Source organism: Tsukamurella sp. DT100 (genome assembly GCF_049844855.1).
Classification (GTDB): domain Bacteria; phylum Actinomycetota; class Actinomycetes; order Mycobacteriales; family Mycobacteriaceae; genus Tsukamurella.
This window is the reverse complement of the sequence record NZ_JBNCLV010000014.1, coordinates 20131-43330: the sequence shown is the minus strand read 5'-3', so window position 1 is coordinate 43330 and position 23200 is coordinate 20131. Positions and strand designations below refer to the sequence as shown.

Below are 23200 nucleotides of genomic sequence, written 5' to 3'. Positions count from 1 at the left end.
TGTGGTACTGGGCGCCGAACGCGCGTAGCATCCCAGTCACGCAGTTGAAAACCCTGACCCCTCAAGGACAGCGCAGACCATGAGTCAGAATTCAGCCGCGGACACCGCCCCCACCGGCACGGAACCGGATCAGAAACACCACGACGACACAGGGATTGGCAGCCCAACATCGTCCACTGATTCGACTCCCTCCGATGCGGCGGACCTCCGCGACGACCACCGCCCCCCACAGGCCACCGAGCCGCCCCGCACGGTCGACCCGTACCTCGTCGACGATGACGACCTCCGCGTCGAGCACGAGGCGCTCAAGGCCTTCATCAACGCTCCCGTCGACCAGGCCCGCCATATCGCCAGGTACCTGCGCGCGGACGACTTCTACAGGCCGGTCAACAGCCTGCTCTACACCGCTGCGATCGACGCCCGCCGTGCCTCTGCCGGCGCTTCCGGAGCCGAGGCTGTCAACGAGGCGCTGCAGCGCATGACATTCCCGACCGAACACCACCGCGATACCGCTCATCGTGCCCTGCTACAGGTGGTTGTCGCGGACGGCGATCCCGCCGATCTCCGCGGCCATGCGAGCACCATCCTGCACCAGGCCATGCGCCGCCAGGCCGTCATGCATGCCACCCGCGTGCAACAGATCCTCGCCGAGACGGACCCCGAGGAGATCTTCCCCGCGATCGAACGATCGTCGACCGCGATGCGCGAGAGCCGCCTCGAAGAACGCTACCGGGCCCTCAACGACTTCCCGCCCGCTCAGCCGCCCCGCCGACGCGACGCCCCGCCAGAAGCCGCGGTCACCGCAGAGCGGTCCAGCGCCTCGCACCGCGTAGCGGCGGCCCTGGGAGCAGCCGCCGGCGCATCCACCAGCTCCCGCCGCACCCGCAGCGCCACCGTCACGGCGCTCGACTCGCGGCGCCCAGTACGGTCCACCACGGGCGCACAACGGCCCGCGGCCGAACACGGCCGCGGCTGATCCGCTCGCGGCTTACGCCTGGGCCGGCCGAACCTCCCGGTAGGCCCAATCCACCTTGGCGTCGAACTTGGTGTAGCGATGGTGCGGCGCGTCCTTGGCGCCGACTTCAATGACGACGGTCGGGTTCCACCGCACGTGCTCGTCGCCCACCTCCCACACGAATTCGACCTCGTTGCCCTCCAACAGGTACGGCGGGCAGTACCCGATGTTCGCGTGCGTCAGCTCCCACACCAATTCCCGGCCCTGGGGGTCGGTGCCCACGCACGCGAACCGCACCTGCTCGCCGACTCCCACGGTGATCTCCCACTCCACTCGCGCGTTGTACGCCTCGTTCTTGCCGAGGTCACTCGGGGTGAACGTGTGCCCGTAGGAGTCCGTGATGCTCTCGATGCGGGGGTAGTACTCCCCGGACGGGTCCTGGCTGCTCATGTAGATCGTCACCTGATTTCGGATCTGGCCGGCGATCCCCGCCAGCAACTCCCTCTCGAACGCCACCAGCCGACGGTTGTGCGCCACGCTGTTCCTGAGCTCGTCGAACCGCACCAGCAGCGGGAGTGTCATCTCCTGCTCGCCCAAGGCGCCATCGAGCTCGGACCAGTACTTGCGGGCGATCGTCACCAGATCCGTCAGATCGCTGTAGGCCAGGCCCAGCGGCGGCAGCGACGCCACGCCCGGGCGCACCTTCTGCTCGGCGTCATGCCGCATCTTCCACGAACGGCGCTGGTCACTGTTGGAGACCGTCGCCAGCCAGTCCTCGCCGATCTCGGCCCGGTACCGGTATTGCATCAGCTCACGCAACGCGTTCTCGCACGTCTCCAGCGACGTCTTGGGGTCCATCACCGGTCCGGCTCCTGTCGCGCTGCCCGCGTCGCGAGGAGCTGCTGCACCCGCTGCCGCGTCACTCCGAGCACGACGCCCGCCGTCGCCTCCGACTCCCCGTCCCCGGTGACTTCATCGATCACCCGCAGCTTCGCGTCCTGTGCCGCGGCCACGGCCTGCTCAGCCACGAGCGCTGTCGCCCGGGACTCTGAGACCAGGTCATCCAGCGGTGGTGGGAACACCACCTCGATGTCCGCATCCGGATCGTCGACGAGGTCCGCCGCCGCCGCGCGTACCTCGCGCAACCGGATCGGGCCGACGCTCTCGGCGCCGACGGTCACCACGTAGAACCGCGGAAGATCCATGAACCGCGACACGACCGCAGTCACTGAGCTCGCCATGGCCCGCATCTTACCCGCAACCCCCTCTTGCACCGCTGCGCAACAGCGCATTGCCCAATATGTCAATGGGGCCTTGTCGTTTTGGCCGGTGGCCGCCTATGCTCACCCCATGCGCAATGAAAACGAGTGGCACCCATATTCATCCCGGCCCCCATCCCGCCCCCAGCGCGGACCTCGGTCGTACCGGAGTCTCGCCGGCCCCTGCATCGCCCGCACCCGCGGCATCGCGACGGCAGGGGCTCTCGCGTTCACCGTCGCGGCCTGCTCGACGCTCGGACAGAATCCCGCCCAGGCAGCGGCGCCGACCTTTCCCACGACCGCGATCGACGGGCCGTACCCCGTGGTCAAAGTCGTTGACGGCGACACCATCACTGTCCGCCGTGATCGTGCAACGGTGACAGTTCGGCTTCTCGGGATCGACACGCCGGAGGTTAAAGATCCGCGGAAGCCCGTGCAGTGCTTCGGAACTGAGGCCAGCGCGGAGGCTCGTCGCCTCCTCACCGGGCAGCGCGTCTACCTCGAGTCCGACGCGAGCCAGGACCAGATCGACAGGTACGGCCGCAGCCTGCGCTACGTATGGACCGCCGATCACCGTCTGATCAACCTCCACCTCATCGAGCAGGGTTTCGCTCACGAGTACAGCTACGGTGCTCCGTACAAGTACCTCGCTGCGTTCCGCGACGCCCAGGGCGTGGCCCGAGAGCAGGGGCGTGGCCTATGGTCGCCCAACACCTGCCGCGGGGAGTAGGAGCCCGACCCGCCGGAGTGTGTGTTCTGCAGGTTTGTCGCAGGGAACCCTGGTGACCATCCGGGTGCCGTGGGATGCTGCCTTGGTCAACTTCACATCGACCAGGGACAGCGCAAACTCTCATGGATGAAATGGCAACCCCCAACGGGGGTGTATTTGAGGTACCCGAAAACATCGCAGGGAAGGAGGTTCTCACCAGCACGACGCGCGAGCAGTGGGTGGCGCGGCATCGCCAGGCCACGCTCGACGTCTTCGCCCTCCCGCCCACCGAGATCGAACTCGACTGGGTGAGCAGGACATGGCCGGGCACCGAGGAGCCGGCCCTCACGTGGATCGCCGCAGCGGCCCGCACACACTCGGTCGTCGGCGATCTTCCGCCCTCACCGTTGCTGCCGGCCGCGGTGAACCTGATGGTCCGCGGCATCGAGGCGGCGCAGCCCTATCTCAGCCGGTTCCCGGAGCCCTCAGCGTCCAACGCCCGGGATGAGCAGGTCTGGTCGATGCGCTGCGAGGCGGAGATCGACCTGCAGGAGCTCGACACGGCCCTCGACGCGCGAGGCTGGGACGGCGCGGTGAGCTACACGATCACCCAGGAGTCCGAGTCCGACGAGGACATTGAGGTGCTGGTGGAGTTCACCACCCGCCTGTCCCTGGACGAGCTGCGGGCGGTATTGAACGACGTGCCCGAGCCGGAGCTGATGCTCGAGACGCTCCGGCCGCAGGACCAACGATTGAGGGAGGGACGCAGCAGTGATGGAATCGACCACGATGAGCAGGAGACGGCAGCAGATGAGCGAGATCACGCACGCGGTGCAGAGCAGGTGGACCGGGGAACTGGCCCCGCAGCAGATCGCGGCCGAAGCGCAGCGCTGGGAGAGGGAAGCGATCGCGGCCGAGGAGTCGATCGTGGCGGAGATGCTGCGTCGCTGGGAGCAGGAGAATCCGGATCGGTCGCCGGACGAAGCGCCGATCACGATGTTCGAGCAGCAGGCGCGGCCGATGTCGATCGAGAAGACGTTGGCGCAGGTGTGGGACGGGTACCAGGCGCCGGAGGACGGCCCGGACCAGCTGAGCGAGCTGAGGGAGTTGCAGATCAACGAGTCGATCAGGCGCGCGACGCCGGCGATGTCGAGGTGGATGAGCGATCGGGCGACGCAGCCGAGCCGGGAGACCGAGCAGAAGGTCGCGCAGCTGTGGCCGACGGAACCGGTCGCGGTGATCGTCGCGCTGGAACTGCTGCTGCAGGCGAGGATCGAGGACGAACTGCCGGTCCCGGCGACACCGACGGATCCGTTGGCAACTCAGCTGCTGCAGGAAGCCACGCAGGCTCTGGCCCGGCGGGACGCCCGGCTGGCCGCCGCTCGCGCCGCGAACGCGCAATCGAAGCTGAGCTAGACGCCGGCCAAGGGTCCCTGTTCGACCTCGAGGAGTTCACCCAGCCGACCGATCCCGCGGTGATCGACCCTGGCGGGACCCCGTTGCCGCCGTCGTCGCGCGCGACCGCGGAACAGGACGTCTCTCGCCGAGTCGCACAGGGGGAGAAGGGCTTGCCCCTCCAGGAGTGGGCGACCACTCGCGTCGAGCCGGCGCTGCGCCCCGATGGTTCGCTGGTGTACGTCGCCGCGAACCACGCGGTGGAAGGCCTCGACGACGACACCGCGGCCCCCGAACCCGCCGAGCCCGCGACCGGAGCGGATAACGACGCCGAGATCGCCGCCGATGCGGTCCCGTACGTCGAGCCCGTCGACTACCGCCCGACCGGATCAGTCACCGTCCCCTCCGGGCTCAAGGCCCGAGCACAGGCGAACATCGACGCGCTCCGCGTCGCTCACCTGTGCGCGGAACAGAACCGCGCTGCCACACCGGACGAACAGGAAGTGCTCGTGCAGTGGTCGGGCTGGGGTGCCCTACCGGGTATGTTCGCCGACGACCACGACGTGCTCGCCGACGAGCGCGCCGAACTCCGCGAGCTGCTCGACGAGAAGACCTGGCGCGCCGCCCGGGCGTCGACGGTCAACGCCCACTACACCGATCCGGCGATCGCCCGCCAGATGTGGGAGGCAGTGACCGCGGCAGGTTTCACCGACGGCCGTGTCCTCGAACCCGGCTGCGGATCAGGCAATTTCCTCGGATTCGCACCGGAGAAGGCGGTCACGGTCGGCGTCGAGCTGGACCCCACCACAGCGCAGATCGCCCACCTGCTGTACCCCTCAGCGCAGATCCGCCCCGAAGGCTTCGAGAAGACCCGCCTCCCGGACGGAGCCTTCGCCCTGAGCATCGGCAACGTGCCGTTCGGTGCGTTCGAGGTGCCCGACCCGATCTACAACAGCGGCCGACACCACATCCATAACTACTTCATCCACAAGTCCCTCGCCCTCACCGCACCCGGTGGGTACGTGGCCGTGCTGACCTCGAAGGGCACGATGGACGCGGGCGGGCCCAAGGCCCGCGCCGCACGCCAGGCGATCCACGACAAGGCGGACCTGGTCGGCGCCGTGCGCCTGCCGACCGGGGCGTTCCGCCGCGTCGCGGGAACCGAGGTCGTCACCGACGTGCTCATCTTCCGGCGCCGCGAGCACGACCACCCGGTGCCGGTCGAGCCCGCATGGCTCGACACCGTCGATCTCCCGGTCCGCGATCGCGACGGCGAACAGGTCGACCTGCCGATCAACAGGTACTTCGTCGACCACCCGCAGAACGTGCTCGGGCAGCTGCGCGCCGATCGCGGCCTCTACCGCGAAGGCGAACTCACGGTCTTGTCGTCGTCCTCGCCGGAGCAGGTCTCCGTCGAGCTGGGCGCCCGGCTCCGGCAGATTGTCGCCGACGCCAAGGACCGCGGGCACGGGCTGACCGCCAACGCCGACAGCCTGCGCGCCGCCGAGGTCACCACCACCGCGGGCCTGGCCACGTCCGCGGACCTGACCCGCGACGCCGGCGAAATGCCCATCGGCCGGCTCCGCTGGAACGCCGCGGCCGACACCTTCGAGCGCCGAGGTCTCGGCGGCATCGAGCCGGTGGCCCTACCCAAGAGTCGCGTCACCGAGACCCGGCACCTGCTGCAGCTGCGGGAGGTCGCCGAGCTGGCCATCACCACCCAGCGATCGACCACCGCGACCGCGGCCGACAAGGAGGCCAATCGCAGGGAGCTCAACAAGCTCTACGACTCCTACGTGGCCAAGTACGGGCCGATCAACCGGTTCAAGGTGCAGGGCGGGCGAGAGCGCACCGAAGAGGAGCAGCAGATCCGCTACGCCAAGCTGGAGGCGGAGTGGCGCGAGCGCAACAGCGACGAGCAGGGTTGGAGTTACGCCGGGGACCTGCCTGAGCGCGTCGCTGACGACCTCCTGGACAAGTCCTGGGCGGCGACGCCACGGTCGACACGCCAGACCCACCTGGACGCGCTCCGCGGCGATCCGTCGATCACCGCTCTACTGGCCCTGGAGCGGTACGAGGTCGACGAGGACGCCGGCACGGTCAAGGTCAGCAAGGCGCAGATCTTCACCCGCGACGTGGTGGCGCCACCGGTCAAGGTCACCCGCGCCGACAGTCCGGACCAGGCGCTGTCCATCGTGCTCGCGGAGTCCCCCGAGCACATCGACCTCGATCGCGTAGCCGAGCTCCGCGGCCTGGCCACCGCCGAGGAGGCCCGCGAGGATCTCGGGAACCTCGTCTACACCGACATCGACGATCCCACTCGGCTGGTCACCGCTACGCGGCTGCTATCGGGCGACATGCGCGCCAAGGTCGACCGAGCCCGGGCACAACTCGACGCCGATCCGGGTAACGCCGGCCTCGCACAATCGCTCGAGGCCATCACCGCCAAGGTCCCCGAGACCCTGGAGGCGGCGCGGATCAAGGTCAAGATCAGCGCGCCGTGGATCAGCACCAGCGACTACGAGCAGTTCGCCACCGAGGTCTTCGGCGCCGACCGGACGACGATCGACCATCACCACGACGGCACGTATTCCGTCCAGTGCTTCAACAGCCCGGACACGGCGAAGATGCGCAGCGAATTCGGTGCCGACAACTCCGATCGCACCAAGGCCCTCTCCGCGATCGACCTGTACCAGATGCTGCTCAACCAGCAGTCGATCAAGGTCGAGAACAGTTCCGAGGCGGTCAAGGACCGGGGGCTGCCCCGGATCGACATGCAGGCCACCACGCTGGCCCAGGTCCAGGCCGGCAAGATCAACGACGAGTTCCGCCGCTGGCTATGGGAGGACCCAGACCGCAAGGCCCGGCTGGTCGACGAGTACAACCGCCGGTTCAACACCCTGGTCCCGACCTCCTACGACGGCAGCTTCCTGCAACTCGACGGCGTCAGTGAGGCCTTCACTCCGCATCCGTACCAGAGGGATGCCGTTGCTCGGATCGTTGCCGAGCCGAGCGCGTTGCTCGATCACGTGGTCGGGGCGGGCAAGACTGGCAGCATGTTCATGGGCGCCATGGAGCTTCGCCGCCGGGGGCTGGTCCGCCAGCCCTGGATCGTCGTTCCCACGCACCTGATCGAGCAGATGGGGCGTGAGGCCAAACAGTGGTACCCGGCTGCGCAGATCCTCGTCGGGTGGAAGGCGATGAACGAGGACGCCAGGAAGCTGTTCGTGGCGCAGTCGGCGGCATCGGACTGGGACTTCGTCATCATCCCGTCGAGCGTGTTCGAGAAGATCTCCGTGCACCCCGACCGCCGGTCCGAGTACATCCAGCAGCAGCTCGACGCACTCGATCGTGCCGAGCCGACCACCACCGCCGGTATCAAGCGAGTCGAGAAGGCCAAGAACACCCTCAAGGCCAAGCTGGAGAAGGCGCTCACCGAGAGCGATAAGACCAAGGCCATCGTGCATTTCGAGGAATCGGGATGCGACTACCTCTTGGTCGACGAGGCGCACCTGTACAAGAATCTCTCGCGGCAGTGCGCACTCGAAGAGCTGGCCCTGGAGAACGGTTCGGCCAAGGCCGACGACCTCGCGCTGAAGCTGCAGCTGCTGCGCGATCGCCAGCAGGACCAGGCCCGCGCGGAAGGCCGGTCCCTCGAGGCCGGCACCGAGCGGGTGGCGACGTTCGCCACAGGGACGCCGATCGCCAACAGCATGTCGGAGATGTGGGTGATGCAGCAGTTCCTGCGACCTGACCTGCTCCGTCACGCGGGCGTGCGCAGCCTGACCGCGTGGGCCGGCACCTTCACCACCTCCGCGTCGCTGATCCTGCCGAACATCTCCGGGACCAAGCTGCAGGTCGTTGAGAAGATCGCCAAGTTCAACAACCCGGACCAGCTCGCACAGATGTCGTCGATCTTCGCCGACGTCGTCACCCGCGACCAGGTACCGGTCCCGCTGCCGTCGATCGCGTCGGGCAAGCGGAAGGTGATCACCACCGAACCGGGCATCGACGTCAAGGACTTCATCGCTGACTTCGCTCACAGGGTCGAGACCGCCGATCCACGCCGCCCGGACCTCGACAACCAGCTCAAGGTGCTCTCGGACGGCCGCAACGTCGCGCTCGATCCGCGGCTGGCCAACCTCGATCCGGACCCGGGGAACACGCGGGCGGATGCGGTCGCGCGCGAGGTGGCGCGGATCTACCACGCCAACAGCGACCGCGAGTACGAGGACCCCGAGGGCGGCATGTCCCCGGTGCGCGGCGCCACGCAGATCGTCTTCTGCGACCGCGGCACACCGAAGAAGGGCCAGTGGAGCGTCTACCAGGGCTTGCGCGACTCGCTCACCGAACTCGGCATCCCGCCCGAGAAGGTCGCCTTCATCCACGACGCGGTCAAGCCCAGCGCGCGGCTCAAACTCCAGGCCGACGTCCGCGCCGGCCGGGTGGCGGTGCTGATCGGCAGCACCGAGAAGATGGGAACGGGCCTCAACGTGCAGGACCGGCTCGTCGCCCTGCACCACATGGACGTGCCCTGGCGCCCCGCCGACCTGGAACAGCGTGAAGGCCGAATCATCCGGCAGGGCAACCAGAACAGCGAGATCGAGCTGCTCACCTACGTGACGACCGGCACCACCGACACCGTCATGTGGAGCAAGGTCGAGACCAAGGCCGGGTACATCGCCCAGATGAAGCGCGGTGGCACGGGCATGGACGAGATCGAGGACGTCGGCGAAATCACCCTCGCCGAGGAGGCCTCCGCCGCCAAGGCTGCGGCTTCCGGCGACCCGCGGTTCATGCGCGTTGCCGAACTCGACAACGAGAGCAAGCGCCTCGAGGCCCTGGCCGCCGCCCACCAGGACAGCCGCTCCCACGCGCGATGGGTGGTCAACCGCAACACCAAGGCCATCCCCGCGCGGCAGAAGCAGCTCGACGTCATCGTGCCGCTGGCTGAGGGCGCGCCGGCGTGGGCGGAGAGCGGCAAGCCGATCACGGTCTTCATCGAGGGCCAGCCAAAGTCCTTCGCCGAGAGGAAGGACCGCGGCATGGCGCTGCTCCACGCGTGCCGGGCCGGCTACCGCGCCGCCAAGACGGGCATGGACTCGGTCGAGGTCGCGCAGTTCCCCTCCGGCGTCTCCGTGCGGGCCAACCGGAGGTTCTTCGACAGCGCCCTGGTGCTGTCGATGTACGCGGCCGACAAGACGATGCTGGGAGTCAGCGTCGAGCTGCCCTCAGCCAAGCTGTGGCCCAAGGCGGAGGGCAACGAGAACGGGCTGGCGGCCAAGGCAGCCTCCGACGGGCAAGTCGCCAGCGGCCTCCTCACTCGCCTGGAGAACGCCTACGCCGATCACCTGCCCGACCGCATCCCCTGGCTGCAGCGTGAACTCGACGGCCTCGCAGCGGAGATCGAGATCCAGGAGCCGCGGATCGACGCACCGTTCCCGGACCAGGAAGCCCTCAACGCGACCCGCGTCGAACTGGTCCAGCTCCGGATGGACATCGAGGCGGACAAGAGCACCCCGGAGGCGATCGCCGCCGCACAGGAGGCCGACGAGCGGATGCGGCGCAACGGCAGATACCCCGGCTGGAGCCTGGACCTCAATCCCACGCCTACGCTGGTCGAGGAATCGGGGATGGAGGACAAGGTGGCCTACGTCACCGCGGCGATCGAGAACATGCGTCAGCGAGCCCAGGAGTACGCAGCTGAGCACGACGTCGCCCACCAGCCCGAGCTGGTCGCCAGCGGAGGCCGCGCCCTGCCGGTGAAGGCGCTGCAGCCCGCGCAGAATTCCCGGACCACCCGCAGAGCGACCGGGAACCGGGCCGAGCGTCCGACTGGTCCGGCTGGTCGCGAAGAGGGGGGCAGCGAGCTGGGGCGTTGACCCGCATCGCACAATGAAGGAGGACCGGGCACCATCCCACGGTGCCCGGTCCTCCTTGTTTCCCTCAGCCCTACGCAGGCCCTGTTACGGTCGCGCGCGACCCAAGGTCTCGCGGACATCACCGGTCAGCGACACGGAGTAGATCCGCACCGCGTACACGCCGGCTTCGGCTCCGGTGAACGCCGCATGCGCTGCGGCCGTGCGCGCCATCCCTTCCTGCACACCCAGCTCCGTGAGGATCGCGATCGCGAAGTCCTCGGCTGCGAGCCTGCTCGCGTGCAGGCTCGCCCCGAAGTAGACGCGGTCCTTCACCCGCTGGAACTCGCACTGGAACAGCTCCACGTCGCGCAGTTCGGCGACAGCCTTGTCCACGCCGTCGAGCTGCGGAGACAGGTTCACCGCGGCCGTCGGTTCCTGACTCGGCACCAGGTAGTGACCACCGTGAAATCCGGTGACGGTCTTGACGATCCCGGCATTCACCAGCGGCTTGTACGCGTTGCGGGCCTTGGCCGGCCCCGCGTCGACGCCGAAGAACTTCTCGTTGAGCTCATCGAGCGTCGGCCCCGGCGTGTCCGGCTGCCACGCACCGGACGCGATCTGCTCCCGCAACCAGTCGGTGACCTCCGGCACCGTGTATCTCTTCGGTTCGGACTCGGACATATCAACCTCTTTCCTGCCGGTATCCTCCGCCGCGGTTGTGCATAGGTTCGACCGGCGATAGTGACGCTAGCAGCAGGTCACACCGTGTTGCAAGGAACCTACGGCGAGGTTCCTATAAACACCTTGACGAATGGGACAGTTCTAGGTAATGTTGTGGGTGTTGAGCAGCAGGCAGAAAGCAGAAAGGACACGGCAGATGAACGAGGACATCGAGCGCACCGCGATCTCCCTCTTCGCAGTTAACCCCAGCGATCCGGATGAGGCGGTGATCTCCGACAACTACGAGATGGCCGACTCGACACTGCATCTGGTGAGGACTTCTCGAGGCACGGTCGAGATCGGCCCGTTCGGAGCGCGGGCGCAGGAAATCGATGCCGACGGCCTCACCGCCCTCGCGGCGTGGGCGTACCACATGGCCCACGAGATCCGCGCCGACGCCGACCAGTAGCACGACGGAAGGGCCGGAGGCTGCCACCTCCGACCCCTCCCAATCACTCGGCCTTCACACCAAGCAACAGGAGCTTAGCAATGACCCTCACCGTCACCGACATGTTCTGCGGCGCAGGCGGATCGAGCACCGGACTGACCCAGCATCCGGCGTTCACCGTCAAGGTCGCCGCGAACCACTGGCAGCAGGCGCTCGACACCCACGGCGCGAACCATCCGGACGTCGACCACAAGCGCGCCGACATCCACACCGTCGACCCGCGCAGCTTCCCGAAGACCGATGTACTGTGGGCCAGCCCGGAGTGCACCAACCACTCGGTCGCCAAGGGACGCAAGCGCAACTCCGTCGAGGATCCTGCAGCCGAGCGCAGCCGCGCGACGATGTGGGACGTCCCGCGCTTCGCCGAGTATCACCAGTACCAGGCGATCATCACGGAGAACGTCGTCGACGCCGCCAAGTGGGTGCTCTTCCCAGCCTGGCTGCAGGCGATGCAGCTGCTCGGGTACGAGCACACGATCATCTTCTCCAACAGCATGCACGCCCAGGCCGCGGGCATGCCGGCCCCGCAGTCCCGCGACCGCATGTACGTGATGTTCTGGCGCCGCGGGAACACCGCGCCCGACGTCCAGCGATGGACCCGCCCCTCCGCCTGGTGCCCCGGCTGCGACGAGGTCGTGCAGGCCCTCCAGACGTGGAAGCGCGACGGCGAGCCCTGGGGCCGGTACCGCACGCAGTACGTCTGGAAGTGCCCTCGCAGCAACTGCCGCACCATGGTCGAGCCCGCGTGGCTTCCCGCCGAGACCGCGATCGACTGGTCCCTCCCCGGCCAGCGCATCGGCGATCGGGACAAGCCGCTCGCGGACAAGACGATGCGTCGCATCCAAGCCGGTATCGACCGGCACTGGGGAAACCTCGTCATCGAGGCCGCGGGCAACACCTACGACGCCGCCGATCCCCGGCACCCCGCATTCGGCACCGACACCGGGTACATGCGCGCCTGGCCCGCCACCGAGCCGCTGCGCACCCTGCACGGCACCAGCTCGAAGGCGCTCGTTGTCCCGATGGAGGGCCGCGAGGGCAAGTGGCCCTTCCCTGTCGACGGCCCCATGCGCACACTGACCGCGCGCAACGAGAACGGTCTGCTGATGGCCTACTACGGTAAGGGCCAGTGCAGCCCGATCACCGCACCGATCGGCACGCTCACCACGCGTGACCACCACGCGCTCATCCTGCCGATGCGCAACAACAACACGGCCAAGCGGCCCAGCGACGTCCTCGACACCTTCGCCGCGGCGGGCAACCACCACGCGCTGGTGATGCGCAACAACACGGGCGGCGCGGAGATGGTCACCCCGATCACCGAGCCGCTGCGCACGCTGACCACGGGCGGACACCAGAGCCTGCTCGCGCCCGGCGGGTCCATCGCGATCGAGGACTGCTACTTCCGGATGTTCGAGCCGCACGAGCAAGCCGCAGGCATGGCCTTCCCCGCCGACTACATCATGCTCGGCAGCAAACGCGACCGAGCCCGCCAGGCCGGTAACGCGGTCTGCCCTCCCAACGCCCGCGACTACGGCTACGCCGTCGCCGAGAGCCTCGGCTACGAGCACGCCGGAAGCGGCCAGGCCGCCTGACGGCACCCCACGGAGAGAGGACGAAGCGATGAAGACAGCAATCGATGGCCAGCTCGACCTGTTCGCGATGCTCGCCGCCGACGAAACCGAACGCAAGCGAGCAGCCGGAATCCCGGCCCGCCACTTCGGTATGGCCGGACGAGGACTCTGGGCGCGCCTGGAGGCCTACCAGAGCTGGATGACCGAGTGGACCCCGGTGATCGAGCTGGGTGCCGGCCTCGTGGTCCGCGCCTGGGGGACCTCGTACGGTGCCGCCCCGGTCCGCACGATGGAGTGCCAGCCGTACGTGCTCGGCGCCGACCTTCGGTGCGCTGACCGCACGCACCGCGACGGCTGCGCGTGCGTCGGGCACCTGATCTACCGCGGGTTCTGCACGGGCTGCGACTGGGAGACTGATGGTGAGCACCTCGAGGACTCCCTCGCCGCGATCGACGCCCTCGATCACGCCCACGACGGATGGCGCGAGAGCCCGGTCGTCGAGCCGCTGAAGTACGAGCTCGGCAGCAAGGCGGGCAAGAACTGGCAGCGGAGCATCGAGGCGCTCTACGGGGACTGCCCTCCCGGCTGGCCGATCATCACCAACCGCCGCGGCACCGCCACCCGCGCGGTCGCCGGTCGCTCCCCCTGGGGCGGCTACGACGTCGCGATCGACACGATCGACCCCCGCGGCGACGATCCGGAGATGCCGGAGCAGCAGTAGGAGACCCACGGCGCACGACTGAGCGCCCGCCTTCCTCACCCTGGGGGAGTGCGGGCGCTCTTGTGCGTTGGTGGGCGGACACCCCGATGATGGACCGCCGATGCGTTCGCGCTCGTGTGGACGATCTCCGGCACACCCCTGGGCCTTCGTCCGACCACAGGTCGCGCGGCGGCGGCCCACAACCGGGCACCGCCCGCCCGTCTGGGCCTGGGCTACTTCGTGCTGACCGGCAGGTCGAGCCGCCGGATCGTCGCCGGCAGGTACGCCGGCTCGCGAGTCTCGCCGAAAACTGCATCGGGGAATCCGAGCCGGCCGTCGTCGTACCAGCGATTGACCGTGCTTCGCCCACGTCCCAGCTCGGCGCCGATCTGACGCAGCGACCAGTACACCTGCGATCGTCGCGACGCTGCCGACGCAGTGGGGCGCTCACCGACCACCCCGGTGGTGGCATTGGCCTGTCGGCGGAACCAGCCGTCGGTCACGGTCACAGGGAGCCACCCGGGCCGCCATCCGCGCGTCCCGGGCTCGCCCATCTCGGCGTCCTGGTGAGGGAGGTAACCCTGTTTGAAGTAGCCGTGCACGGTCTCGTAGGTCAGCCCATGGTGCTCGGCGAATTGGCCGATGCCCCAGTACTCGACGGGCTGCTTCGTTCCGCTCATGCAGCCCATCATAGTTACCTAGAACTGTCTTGCCAAGTGGGACAGTTCTAGGTAACATTGGTGGTGTCGAGGGGAGCGGTTCCCCACCAAGATCGGGAGGGCAATTCGGATGAGCGAGATTCAGCTGATGATGAGCAACGACGGACGCGTGCTCTGCGCGGTGCACGCGCGGCGCGAGCCGGAGGTCGTCTGGGAGCGACTGGCCACGGTGGTGGCCGCCGATGGCGATCACGCCTGCGCGAAGTGCGGAGCATCCGTCGACGAGGGCCTGGTCTACGCGGACTTCGACGAGCCGGATCTGTGGCTCGCGCGATACGATATCTCTAGGAGCCTGCGGCCTGTCCACGACGTGGGCGACAGCGTCAATTGTTCAGACTGCCCTCTGTCGTGAAGCGGTTATCTGCACCTACTCCACGACAGGACCGATGGTTCAGATGTAGATCGCGATGGGCATGACGGTGATCGCGTTTGTGATCTCGGTGTCGAAGGAGAGGTCGAAGTACTCGGCTGCGGCCTCGTCGGCGCCAAACGTGCCGAGGAGGTCAGCTACCGCCTCCGGTTGGAATCGTCGCAGCAACTTGTTGTTCGCGAGGATTGGCGTGCTGGGAGTCAAAGGCTTGATGACCTTGCCGAGGACGGTGAATTGGCCGTCGAGGAGCCGATCAGGGTCTGCGGTCACGAAATGTGCTGCGTCGCATATGAGGACGGCGTTGCGGTCGTCGGTGACAGTGGCGTGGTACTCGCGGGTGGCGGTGCGTCGTGCGTCGACGTGGAGTGCATCTGCGATTGCCTCGGCGACGGTGGCCGCGTCGGAGGCAGTGAGTTCGTGGATGGCGCGCTGCGCGGCGATCTTCCCTGCGTCGATGTCGACGTCTGCAGCTTCGGCTTGATCGAATACCTGCTGGATCTCGGCGCGTTTCCTATGTCGGATGGCGAAGCGGGTGACCTCTCTGACCAGCGTCGGGGTTGCGATGTCGAATAGGGCATTGACCTCGTTCGGGCGCACCGTAAGGACGGTGAACTCGACGATGTCGCCGGCCGAGGCGGCGAACGCATCGGTGGAGAGCTGGCCGCGTTCAGCGAGACCGCGTCGCACGGCGTCGAGGTAGTGAGCTTGCGAGTACACGAACTTCTGTCGTTGGGCCTCGATCGTTCGTCGGCCTCGGTCTGCTGGCGGACCCATTCGCCGTCGAGCTTGCCAGCAGCCTTCGCAAGGAACGGTGCGGTTCCTTCGGCGTTGGCGCCGACAGTGCCCTTGTTCTGCTTGTTCTCGGTCGTTGACTTCTTGCCGGTGGCGTCGCTCTCCGCGGACTGGAGGAGACCGACCTGGTACATCTCTTGCAGCATCGCCGAGACGAAGTCGGCGTTCTGGTAGACGATGGTGCGCGGCGCCGGGGCCGGTGTCGGTCGCTCTTGCGATGGGTTCTTGGCCATAGTGGTGGGGTCCTTTCGAATAGATCATGTTGGGGCACTGGGAAATAGCGGTGGGTTGTTGCGCGGTCAGATGCTAAGGCGGCTCCGCTGGCCGGTGAGCATGGGGCCGCGAGGTATGGGCCTCAAGCAGGCGGCTGCGCAGGGCTTGATTCTCTGCGGCGAGTTGCCCGACGTGTTCTGCCAGTTGACGATTACGCGCGGTCGCGGCGGTGAGTTTGGCGCGTAGGGAGTCGATCGTCGCCGGAGAGACGGTCTGGGCCTTGGTGTTCGGCGCGTTGCTGTTTCTGCGGTCCGTGATGTCAGCGCGGAGCTCGCGATGTTGGTAGAGGAAGCTCGTGGAGACGCCCGCCGCGGCGGCGATCGCGGTGAACGTGATCGGCTGCCCGGCGTTGTGCAGGCGGGTGATCGCGCGCCGGGCTCGGGCTTCGGCCTCAATGCTGCGGTCGCGAGCTGCTGCGGTGAGCCGGGCGGTGCGGGCGGCACGGTCGGCGGCACTCACGGTCGGCTCTGCTCGGTGGTGGGGCCGATCTCGTCGATGATCTTGCTGACTTTGTCGAGCATGGTCGCGTTGAGCTCTGCGCTCTCGGTGTCGCCGCGTTCGGTGGCGGCGGCGGTGAGGCAGCGGAGTTGGTCGCGGTGGGCGATGTGACTGCCGAGGTACGTCGGACCGCCGGGGTCGTGGAAGGAGCAGTCCAGACAGGGGTTGGGGCGGAATTCGCACCGCTGAGCAGCCGGGAGGGTGCAGAAGCCGTTCGGCAATGCAGCGACCAGCCGAGCGCGAAGTCGTTCGACGTCGGGATGACTGTCGGTATCGCCGCTGCTGGTGGTGCTCCAGAATTCGCGGACTTTGCGCGCGAGGGTGTCGTCGGTGATGCGGGCGTAGGTGGAGGTCATGGTGTCGCTCTGGTGGCCAAGGAAGTCCCGGACCTCCTGCTGGGTCCACCCGTTGTTGAGCAGGGTCGTGGCGATGGTGTGCCGGAAGCGGTGGACGTCGCCACCGGAGATCGGTTCGCCAGTGGTCGTCGAGGCGGTGATGCCGTGTTCGGTGAACAGGTTCGCCAGGCGGTGCCGCAGGCCGCTGGCGGACCAGGGCTGGGTCCGGCCGGCGGCGGCGCTCGAGCGGGAGCCGGGAAACAGGTGCTCGGCGTCGGTGCCGTAGGTCTCGCGCACTCGGGCCTGTTGGTCGAGGATGACCGTGGCGAGGCTGTCGGGGATGGGGAATCTGCGCCACGAGCGGGTTTTCGGCATCCAGTATTCGATCCAATGGCCGGCGTCGCTGTGGTGCAGGCAGTCGATCGGCAGGGCGACGAGCTCGGAGATACGGCAACCGGCCCATCGGGTGGTGGCGATCATGACGCGCAGGGTCGGATCGGTGGCGGGGTTGTCGACGATGAGGGTGTCGACCCGTTCGATCACGTCCGGTGGGAAGGGCCGCGGCCGGCGGGACTTGCGATGCGTGTTCTCACCGCGCCGCAGGAACACCGCGGACCCGAGCCCGGGGACGACCTGTGTGTCGTGCAAGGTTTCCAAAAGGTACGCGGCGGTGTTCGCGAGCCGAGGGTCGGCCGCGGTGTCGGGTCTGCGGGCCCAGGCGAGGTAGTCGAGGAACACCGGCCGAGTCACCGTCGCTGGATCGGGGATCTCTCCGTCGAGGGTCAGGTACTGGCCGAGCTGGCGGATCGCGCGGACCCACTGGGTCAGGGTGCCCCAGGACAGGTTCGCGGTGGTCAGTTGCCGTCGGGCGAGGTCTTTGACCCCCGCGCGCAGCCACGGGATGGGGACAGTCGCCCAGTCGACGGCGGTGTGGGTGGATCCGGATTGGTTGTCGTCGAGGACGAACTCGAAGCCGTCGCGCCAGCGCCAGTGTTCGTCGCTCCACGGGTCCGGGTTCGTGGCGCCTTCGAGAAGCCGGAAGAACCGGCGTACGTATGACGCACACAGGGTCTCGTACGAGCCTGTGTGGGGCCAGCTCTGTCGGCACAGCAGGACCCAGTCGTCTGGGGTGCGTTCGGTCAGCGAGGCGACGATCCGGGTCTCGGCGGTGTCGATCAGCACGATCAGGAAGCGCCGCAGGCTGGCGTTGGGGGTCCAATCGCCGCGGCGGATCTTGGTGGCGACGACGAACCTGATCTCGTCGGCCGCGGTATCCGGGAGCGAGCGGAAGTCAACGGCGAGAGACCCGGTGCGGCCGCGGGGCTGGCCGACGGGTTTGGCGTCGAGAGCGATCCAGGCCGCGAAGTCGGCAGGCTGGCCGGCGCGGAACCACTGGAAATAGTGGGCATAGCACAATCCTCGCCGCGCAGCGGTTCCCACCACGGGGCCGCCGAGCCAGTAACGTTCGCCATCACAGGCCTCGACGGAGCACAGGTCTGCAGGTGCAGCTGCCCGGCGCCGGTCGCCGGCTGGCTCAACGACCTGCCAGGTGCTCGCACGCCACGGTCCGTCAGGAATGACCAGCGCAGGACGCGCAGATGCAGGTACCGCGGAGCGGTGGGGTTCACGTCGGTTCATCGCCGGGCCTTCCCCTCTTAGGACGCTGGTCTGCGGGACCTGGTGTGTTGTGCTGCGGGCCGGGCCAGACGAGGTGCTCGGTACGACGGAGCTTGTCGGTGAGGTCGTCGCTGGCGAGGTGGATGTAGACATCGGCACTGGAGGGGTGGGAATGGCCGAGGCGGCCGGCGATCTCGGGGGCCGTCCACCCCGCTTTGGCGAGGGCGGTTGCGTGGGTGTGACGCAGCATGTGCGGGTGCAGATCGTCGATGCCTGCGGTCACGCCGATGTGCTCGATGAGCTGGTAGGCGTTCGAGTACGTGAGCGGCCCGCCGATCGGGTGCCGGGCGAGGTTGACGAAGACGTAATCACTATCGAGGTCAGCGATCTCACCGAGGAGGTAGGTGGCGTAGAGGTCGAAGAACCGGCGTGGTGCGTCGACGGTGAACTGGGCCCGCTGTTTCGACAGCGCACCGTTGAGGTTGTTCTCGCGCCGGACAATGTGCACGCGCCGGCGCATCGGGTCGAGATCGCCGTGGCGTAGGCCTAGCGCTTGCCCGATGCGGAGGCCCAGGTCGTACATCGCCGACAGCAGCAGCCGGTCGCGGTCGGTCGCGGCCGCGTCGAGGAGCCGGGTGAATGCGGTGTCGAAGTCGATCACGTGCACCGTCTCCGCCGCCGGGCGGCCGGCGCGGGCCAGCCGCGGGACGTCCGAGGGCTGCCTCGCTTCGATGTGCGCTAGGAAGCTGTGCGAGCGGCGCGGCAGCCGCGACGGGTTGCGAGTCATCACCAGATCGGTGGGGCCGCGGCCCTCGACGCGGTGGAACTCGTAGAACTCGCGGACCGCGGCGTTGACCGCCTTGACCGTCGACGGTGCCCGGCCGCCGCCGCCGCGGGGAACCAGCGGCGGCAGCCCTGCAGATAGGACGCCGACGAAATCGCAGAGACCGTCGAAAGTGATCGCGTCCCAGTCGATCACGCGCGCGATGAGCCAGCGGTAGTACAGGCTCAGGTGCCGCGCGTACGAGCGCACGGTGTTCGCGGAGCGGTCGATCGCGCGTTGCCAGTGCAGGAACTGCTCGATCTCGGTCACCGGCAGGCCCGTGGTGTCGACGACGGTCCACGAGGGCTGTCCGTGCACGGTCACCGGGACCGCCCTCACTCGCCGGCCTCGGTCCGCTCGCCCGGGCGGGGCCGCACCACGATATCGGGCCGCACTGCCCCGTCGCGTGCGGGGAACGTTTCCGCCGCTACATCTGCGGCCACTGGCAGCGCCCCCGGGAGCCATACCATGTTTCGCTTACGCCAGGTCGCGTACTGGGCCTGCACCGCGGCCATCGGCACCTCGAAACGCTCCCAGTCCACCTTGGGTGCGCTCACCCAGATGTGCTTGACGTACTTGTCCGTCCGCAGGTCGTACTCCCACGTCAGCTCGCAGTGCGTCGGATTGCCAGCCAACCCCAGGGCGCCGGAGTCCTGCGCGCAGAACGCCTGGCGCCGTTCATTGGTCGGTTGGGCCTCATTGTGGTGAATCTCCATGTACGCCTTGCCGAGAGCGGCGACCGCCGGCCAGGCTGACTGCTGCTTGCACACCGTGTGCCTGGGAGGGTGCACGCCGTGGGTGCTCAACCACACCTCCGTACCGGCGGCAGTCAGGGCCGCGACGTACGAGCCGCGCCCCAGCACCTGCAGCACGGTCCGCAGATGCGCGGAGTTGAGCTCGGAGAGCGTGTTCCAGTGATCAACTGCCGACAGCAGCATCGCGCCCACCCCGACGCTGACCTGCCCCAGCATCCGACGCGCCTGCTTGCGGGTCAGCGGAACCGCCAGCGGCTCGGGGTCATCCATCATCTCGCTCATCGCTACCTCCTCCATTCGCACCGAAATATCTGCACAGAATCGTGCAGACCGTGGTACGGTTTGATCGGCGCGACACGCCGCAACTCGGCACGCCTATTTGCCGGGCGATTCGGCGTGTACGCTGCGGCTTTCGTCACATCAGCCTCATACGTTGCATGGCGTCAGGATGCCGCTGAACAGGAAGACGCAGATCACACGGTGTTTCTGCGCGGTTTTGTCACCGATCGGAGTTAGGGTCGGAAATCAGGAGCACCGGGAACGGATGTGGAGGCGAATCTGTGGCGGCACCGAGCCCGTATGCCGAGGCGAACAGTGTGATGGTGGAATTGGTCCGACTCTCGTGCGGGTGGTCGAAGAAGCGACTCGCCGAAGAGGCCGGCGTGCATTCCTCGCACGTCAGCCGAGTCGAGGCCGGCCGGATTCCGTTGGCTGGCAAAGCCCTGGCCGACTACGCCGCCGCGCTGTCCTGCCCCGTCGAGTTGCTATGTGTACCGTTCACCCGCACTCCCGCGGAGGGCACGCACTTCCGGGCGAACGCCAGCGCGGCCGAATGGAAGCGCGATCGGGTTTGGGCGCGGGCGAATGTGGTCGCACTGCGGATCGGCCGTCTGGCCAAGTACACCGACGTCAACCCGAAGTACGTTCTACCTCAACTCGATCCGTCGGATTACGCCGCCGAGGACGGTGAGATCACCGTGGCGCAGGTCGTGCGGCGGCTGTGGCGGCTGGCGGGGCCGATCGAGTCGATGACCGAGGTCCTTGAGGCCGCGGGCGTGTTCGTCGTCGCCGAGGACTTCGCCGACCGGGAGGTCGACGCGGTCACTCTGCGCGCCACTGAGCACCATCCGCACGTGGTGTACGTCAACGCGGCGCTGCCGGCGGACCGGATGCGGATGACCCTCGCACACGAGCTGGGGCACCTGGTGATGGACGCGATGACCCTGGTCAGCCCCGTCGAGGTCGAACGCCGCGCGACGGCCTTCGCTGCCGAGTTCCTCGCACCGATCGACGATATCGGACCGGCCCTGGACCGGGTGTCGGTGCGGACCGTGCACGAGCTGGACGAGCTCCGCATGACCTGGGGGGTCAGTGAATCCTCCCTGGTGGTGCGGGCCCGCGACCGCGGCGTCTTCACCGACTACCAGTACCGGTCGATGTTCCGGTTCCTCAACGAGACCGGCCGCGTCCACGGGCACCGCCCCGGCGTCGACGCCGACAAGCCCCACCTGGTCGCGGACATCCTCGAACAGCTCGAGCATGCTGGCTACCCCACCACCGAGCTCGACGACATCACGCTTCTGACCGGGGTTCAGCGTGCCGCCCTATTCGGCACTGTGGATCCGGCAGAGGATCCGACTCGGGCACCGCGCCACCTGAGCATGGTCTGACCCGAATCGCTACGGACCTGATCCTCTGGGGCGCAGATGGGGACCAAACGCAATCCGACCACGGTCCGCGACGAACAATGGCGCACACCGCCCGGCTCGAAGAAGCCCGCGCACACCATCGATCAGGACCACGCCGCCGGTGGCCGTGAACGCCGCATCGTCATCGTCGACGGTGCCAACGGTGCCCTCGGCCGAGTCGCATTGCAGCCCCGATACCGACGCATCTATGCTGAGCTACGTTGGCAAGCAAGCGAACCCGGCTACGAGACCAAAAGCGCATTCCTCGGCGAAGTCCGCGAGCGATCCCGCGCCAAGAACCTGGCCGAAGCGTGGCGACGCGCCCATGCCGAAGGCCTCACCCAACCCCTGGCGGCACAGGCTGACTCGCAACCGGGCCAGTCGAGCGTGGCGCGGTAGCCCGATCGTGAACTAGTAAAACCACCGTTCGGTATCGAGGTCAGCGAGCATCGTCACGTATTCCAGCCGAGCGGGCGAGGCGTCCGCCGCGAGGTAGCCCGCCACCGTCACTCCACCAAGATCAGGTGCCGGCGAAGACATCCAGAGCGCCGCGGTCCAGGGATCAGCTCCTCTCCGCAGGGTCTGCCACACCCGCAGCAGCCCGCTGGGGACACGGTCGTCCTCGTCGAATTGCCATGTGGGAAACACGGGTGTGCCGTTCGCGAGCGGTGCCCAGATGATCTCGTTCGTCGCGATCCGCTCAGCGAGTTCGCCTTCGCGCAGCGCCAGATACCGCACGACGGCCTCGACGTCGTAGAAGGGCCCAACCAGGTCATCGAGCACGGACCCTGCGCCCTCGGGATCGGCTGCGTCGTTCACAGTGGCGATGATCCGTGGCCGGCGGCCGGCTTGTCCACCCGATACCCAGGCGGTCGCCCGGGAATCGGGACGTACCGGGGCAGGCCCTGGGGTGGATACTGGCAGCTATGGCGAACCAGGACGGTGCGGCGCAGTTCGTGTCCGGCAATGAGCGGCTGGCCCGGATCCTGTCCGATCCGGAACGCCGCGCGAAGGTCGATGCCATCGTCGACGAGATGGGCCTGGTCGACCGCCGCTACCGCGCCGCCGCCGCGGTGCTCGACGCCGCTGTGGCCGCGACGGAAGCCACTGTCGGTACCGAGGCCACCACCGCGGTCCTAAAGGCTCTCCAGCAGGCCCTGGACACGGCGGGCGCCCGCGAGGTGGGCATCACCCTCACCGTCGGTGGGCACGAGGTGACGGTGCCGCTGGACCGAATCGCCCCCGGCACCCGCACAGACCGCCGCTGAGGCACAGCTGACCGCACCCCGGCGCGGCACGGGGCTGCGGCGGAGAGCTATTCGGCGGTGTTGGTGTCGGGGACGAAGCCGCTCGCCGTCGCGTCCGCGGCGCAGAGCGTCCGTACCCAGCTGCCGCGGTGCGCGGGAGCACCCGCGGCGCCGCATTCCTCGCAGGTGCGTTCCGAGCGCCGTTCGGCCGCGCGGATCAGATCGTCGAATCCGGGGCGGGAGCGGTCCGGTTCGAATTCGACGTAGTAGCGCAGGCCGCCGAACTTCTCCTTGACCTGCACCAGTTGGTAGTGCGGGTCGATCGCCGCGAGTTCCCGATCGAGGTCGATGAGCAGTGGGTACCAGCCGGGCCCGATGTCCAGGGACGAGTACGTCCCGGGCAGGAACCGGGCCCGGATTCGGTCCAGCTCGTCGGTAGGGTCTTCAGCCATGAGGTGAGCC

Annotated in this window: 23 protein-coding genes; 11 read left to right on the top strand and 12 right to left on the bottom strand. The window is 67.9% G+C overall.

Features of this window, described 5'->3' with window-relative positions:
* Positions 1 to 91: 91 nt before the first annotated feature.
* Entirely contained in the window at positions 92 to 517 is a 426-nt protein-coding gene (locus ACLQ3K_RS24610; protein WP_426002039.1) for a hypothetical protein, read from the bottom strand.
* A gap of 15 nt (positions 518 to 532) precedes the next feature.
* On the opposite strand from ACLQ3K_RS24610, the gene ACLQ3K_RS24605 reads away from it, so the two are divergent.
* Positions 533 to 976, top strand: a complete 444-nt coding sequence (locus tag ACLQ3K_RS24605; protein ID WP_147276533.1) for a hypothetical protein — start codon at positions 533 to 535, stop codon at positions 974 to 976.
* A 12-nt stretch (positions 977 to 988) separates the two neighbouring features.
* Here ACLQ3K_RS24605 and ACLQ3K_RS24600 read toward each other — a convergent pair whose 3' ends face one another.
* Together ACLQ3K_RS24600 and ACLQ3K_RS24595 are read right to left on the bottom strand one after the other, a co-directional pair.
* Entirely contained in the window at positions 989 to 1813 is an 825-nt protein-coding gene (locus ACLQ3K_RS24600) for a hypothetical protein (protein ID WP_426002038.1), read from the bottom strand.
* Entirely contained in the window at positions 1813 to 2196 is a 384-nt protein-coding gene (locus tag ACLQ3K_RS24595) for a hypothetical protein (protein ID WP_191834307.1), read from the bottom strand. The genes ACLQ3K_RS24600 and ACLQ3K_RS24595 overlap by 1 nt, the downstream gene beginning before the upstream one ends.
* Before the next feature lie 109 nt (positions 2197 to 2305).
* On the opposite strand from ACLQ3K_RS24595, the gene ACLQ3K_RS24590 reads away from it, so the two are divergent.
* The 3 genes from ACLQ3K_RS24590 (at position 2306) to ACLQ3K_RS24580 (ending at position 10200) form a co-directional block, all read left to right on the top strand.
* Complete coding sequence (locus ACLQ3K_RS24590; RefSeq protein ID WP_426002037.1) at positions 2306 to 2944, top strand: thermonuclease family protein; 639 nt, start codon at positions 2306 to 2308, stop codon at positions 2942 to 2944.
* A gap of 789 nt (positions 2945 to 3733) precedes the next feature.
* Positions 3734 to 4339, top strand: a complete 606-nt coding sequence (locus tag ACLQ3K_RS24585) for a hypothetical protein (RefSeq protein ID WP_426002036.1) — start codon at positions 3734 to 3736, stop codon at positions 4337 to 4339.
* Between the two features lie 152 nt (positions 4340 to 4491).
* Positions 4492 to 10200 (top strand): helicase-related protein, encoded by a 5709-nt coding sequence (locus ACLQ3K_RS24580; RefSeq protein WP_426002035.1) that lies wholly within the window; start codon positions 4492 to 4494, stop codon positions 10198 to 10200.
* Positions 10201 to 10284: 84 nt separating this feature from the next.
* On the opposite strand, the gene ACLQ3K_RS24575 is transcribed toward ACLQ3K_RS24580, so the two are convergent.
* Entirely contained in the window at positions 10285 to 10830 is a 546-nt protein-coding gene (locus ACLQ3K_RS24575; RefSeq protein WP_426002034.1) for a hypothetical protein, read from the bottom strand.
* Between the two features lie 226 nt (positions 10831 to 11056).
* Between ACLQ3K_RS24575 and ACLQ3K_RS24570 the strand changes: the two genes are divergently transcribed.
* The 3 genes from ACLQ3K_RS24570 (at position 11057) to ACLQ3K_RS24560 (ending at position 13642) form a co-directional block, all read left to right on the top strand.
* A complete protein-coding gene (locus ACLQ3K_RS24570) occupies positions 11057 to 11308 on the top strand; it encodes a hypothetical protein (RefSeq protein WP_426002033.1) in 252 nt (83 codons plus the stop codon).
* Between the two features lie 80 nt (positions 11309 to 11388).
* Positions 11389 to 12942, top strand: a complete 1554-nt coding sequence (locus ACLQ3K_RS24565) for a DNA cytosine methyltransferase (protein WP_426002032.1) — start codon at positions 11389 to 11391, stop codon at positions 12940 to 12942.
* A gap of 28 nt (positions 12943 to 12970) precedes the next feature.
* On the top strand, positions 12971 to 13642 hold the full coding sequence (locus ACLQ3K_RS24560) for a DUF6349 family protein (protein ID WP_426002031.1): 672 nt from the start codon (positions 12971 to 12973) through the stop codon (positions 13640 to 13642).
* A 212-nt stretch (positions 13643 to 13854) separates the two neighbouring features.
* Here ACLQ3K_RS24560 and ACLQ3K_RS24555 read toward each other — a convergent pair whose 3' ends face one another.
* On the bottom strand, positions 13855 to 14301 hold the full coding sequence (locus tag ACLQ3K_RS24555; RefSeq protein ID WP_426002030.1) for a hypothetical protein: 447 nt from the start codon (positions 14299 to 14301) through the stop codon (positions 13855 to 13857).
* Between the two features lie 109 nt (positions 14302 to 14410).
* Here ACLQ3K_RS24555 and ACLQ3K_RS24550 point away from each other — a divergent pair, with 109 nt between their 5' ends.
* Positions 14411 to 14692, top strand: a complete 282-nt coding sequence (locus ACLQ3K_RS24550) for a hypothetical protein (protein WP_426002029.1) — start codon at positions 14411 to 14413, stop codon at positions 14690 to 14692.
* Between the two features lie 39 nt (positions 14693 to 14731).
* Here ACLQ3K_RS24550 and ACLQ3K_RS24545 read toward each other — a convergent pair whose 3' ends face one another.
* From ACLQ3K_RS24545 to ACLQ3K_RS24525, 5 genes are all read right to left on the bottom strand, one after another.
* Complete coding sequence (locus ACLQ3K_RS24545) at positions 14732 to 15427, bottom strand: DUF6414 family protein (RefSeq protein WP_426002028.1); 696 nt, start codon at positions 15425 to 15427, stop codon at positions 14732 to 14734.
* 381 nt (positions 15428 to 15808) lie between these two features.
* Positions 15809 to 16234 (bottom strand): DUF6262 family protein, encoded by a 426-nt coding sequence (locus tag ACLQ3K_RS24540; RefSeq protein WP_426002027.1) that lies wholly within the window; start codon positions 16232 to 16234, stop codon positions 15809 to 15811.
* On the bottom strand, positions 16231 to 18246 hold the full coding sequence (locus ACLQ3K_RS24535; RefSeq protein WP_426002026.1) for a tyrosine-type recombinase/integrase: 2016 nt from the start codon (positions 18244 to 18246) through the stop codon (positions 16231 to 16233). The genes ACLQ3K_RS24540 and ACLQ3K_RS24535 overlap by 4 nt, the downstream gene beginning before the upstream one ends.
* Complete coding sequence (locus ACLQ3K_RS24530; RefSeq protein ID WP_426002025.1) at positions 18233 to 19372, bottom strand: tyrosine-type recombinase/integrase; 1140 nt, start codon at positions 19370 to 19372, stop codon at positions 18233 to 18235. Before ACLQ3K_RS24530 ends, ACLQ3K_RS24535 begins: the two co-directional genes overlap by 14 nt.
* Before the next feature lie 11 nt (positions 19373 to 19383).
* A complete protein-coding gene (locus ACLQ3K_RS24525; RefSeq protein WP_426002024.1) occupies positions 19384 to 20085 on the bottom strand; it encodes a hypothetical protein in 702 nt (233 codons plus the stop codon).
* A 317-nt stretch (positions 20086 to 20402) separates the two neighbouring features.
* Between ACLQ3K_RS24525 and ACLQ3K_RS24520 the strand changes: the two genes are divergently transcribed.
* Both ACLQ3K_RS24520 and ACLQ3K_RS24515 read left to right on the top strand, forming a co-directional pair.
* Positions 20403 to 21473 (top strand): ImmA/IrrE family metallo-endopeptidase, encoded by a 1071-nt coding sequence (locus tag ACLQ3K_RS24520; RefSeq protein WP_426002023.1) that lies wholly within the window; start codon positions 20403 to 20405, stop codon positions 21471 to 21473.
* Between the two features lie 36 nt (positions 21474 to 21509).
* On the top strand, positions 21510 to 21890 hold the full coding sequence (locus tag ACLQ3K_RS24515) for a hypothetical protein (protein ID WP_426002022.1): 381 nt from the start codon (positions 21510 to 21512) through the stop codon (positions 21888 to 21890).
* Positions 21891 to 21902: 12 nt separating this feature from the next.
* On the opposite strand, the gene ACLQ3K_RS24510 is transcribed toward ACLQ3K_RS24515, so the two are convergent.
* A complete protein-coding gene (locus ACLQ3K_RS24510) occupies positions 21903 to 22310 on the bottom strand; it encodes a hypothetical protein (protein WP_426002021.1) in 408 nt (135 codons plus the stop codon).
* 107 nt (positions 22311 to 22417) lie between these two features.
* Here ACLQ3K_RS24510 and ACLQ3K_RS24505 point away from each other — a divergent pair, with 107 nt between their 5' ends.
* Positions 22418 to 22759 carry a hypothetical protein gene (locus tag ACLQ3K_RS24505; protein ID WP_426002020.1) on the top strand — a complete coding sequence of 114 codons (342 nt, stop codon included), beginning with the start codon at positions 22418 to 22420 and terminating at the stop codon, positions 22757 to 22759.
* 47 nt (positions 22760 to 22806) lie between these two features.
* On the opposite strand, the gene ACLQ3K_RS24500 is transcribed toward ACLQ3K_RS24505, so the two are convergent.
* Positions 22807 to 23190, bottom strand: coding sequence for a hypothetical protein (locus ACLQ3K_RS24500; protein ID WP_426002019.1), 384 nt, complete (start codon positions 23188 to 23190; stop codon positions 22807 to 22809).
* Positions 23191 to 23200: the final 10 nt, after the last annotated feature.

Excerpts from the sequence above, each read along its gene's own strand:
- ACLQ3K_RS24610 (WP_426002039.1), bottom strand. The coding sequence starts at position 517 with ATGAGCGGTATCGCGGTGGTGTTCGGTCGGGAATGTCATGCGCTGCAG.
- ACLQ3K_RS24600 (WP_426002038.1), bottom strand. The coding sequence starts at position 1,813 with ATGGACCCCAAGACGTCGCTGGAGACGTGCGAGAACGCGTTGCGTGAG.
- ACLQ3K_RS24595 (WP_191834307.1), bottom strand. The coding sequence starts at position 2,196 with ATGGCGAGCTCAGTGACTGCGGTCGTGTCGCGGTTCATGGATCTTCCG.
- ACLQ3K_RS24590 (WP_426002037.1), top strand. The coding sequence starts at position 2,306 with ATGCGCAATGAAAACGAGTGGCACCCATATTCATCCCGGCCCCCATCC.
- ACLQ3K_RS24585 (WP_426002036.1), top strand. The coding sequence starts at position 3,734 with ATGAGCGAGATCACGCACGCGGTGCAGAGCAGGTGGACCGGGGAACTG.
- ACLQ3K_RS24570 (WP_426002033.1), top strand. The coding sequence starts at position 11,057 with ATGAACGAGGACATCGAGCGCACCGCGATCTCCCTCTTCGCAGTTAAC.
- ACLQ3K_RS24565 (WP_426002032.1), top strand. The coding sequence starts at position 11,389 with ATGACCCTCACCGTCACCGACATGTTCTGCGGCGCAGGCGGATCGAGC.
- ACLQ3K_RS24560 (WP_426002031.1), top strand. The coding sequence starts at position 12,971 with ATGAAGACAGCAATCGATGGCCAGCTCGACCTGTTCGCGATGCTCGCC.
- ACLQ3K_RS24555 (WP_426002030.1), bottom strand. The coding sequence starts at position 14,301 with ATGAGCGGAACGAAGCAGCCCGTCGAGTACTGGGGCATCGGCCAATTC.
- ACLQ3K_RS24550 (WP_426002029.1), top strand. The coding sequence starts at position 14,411 with ATGAGCGAGATTCAGCTGATGATGAGCAACGACGGACGCGTGCTCTGC.
- ACLQ3K_RS24535 (WP_426002026.1), bottom strand. The coding sequence starts at position 18,246 with ATGAACCGACGTGAACCCCACCGCTCCGCGGTACCTGCATCTGCGCGT.
- ACLQ3K_RS24525 (WP_426002024.1), bottom strand. The coding sequence starts at position 20,085 with ATGAGCGAGATGATGGATGACCCCGAGCCGCTGGCGGTTCCGCTGACC.
- ACLQ3K_RS24520 (WP_426002023.1), top strand. The coding sequence starts at position 20,403 with ATGGTGGAATTGGTCCGACTCTCGTGCGGGTGGTCGAAGAAGCGACTC.
- ACLQ3K_RS24515 (WP_426002022.1), top strand. The coding sequence starts at position 21,510 with ATGGGGACCAAACGCAATCCGACCACGGTCCGCGACGAACAATGGCGC.
- ACLQ3K_RS24505 (WP_426002020.1), top strand. The coding sequence starts at position 22,418 with ATGGCGAACCAGGACGGTGCGGCGCAGTTCGTGTCCGGCAATGAGCGG.
- ACLQ3K_RS24500 (WP_426002019.1), bottom strand. The coding sequence starts at position 23,190 with ATGGCTGAAGACCCTACCGACGAGCTGGACCGAATCCGGGCCCGGTTC.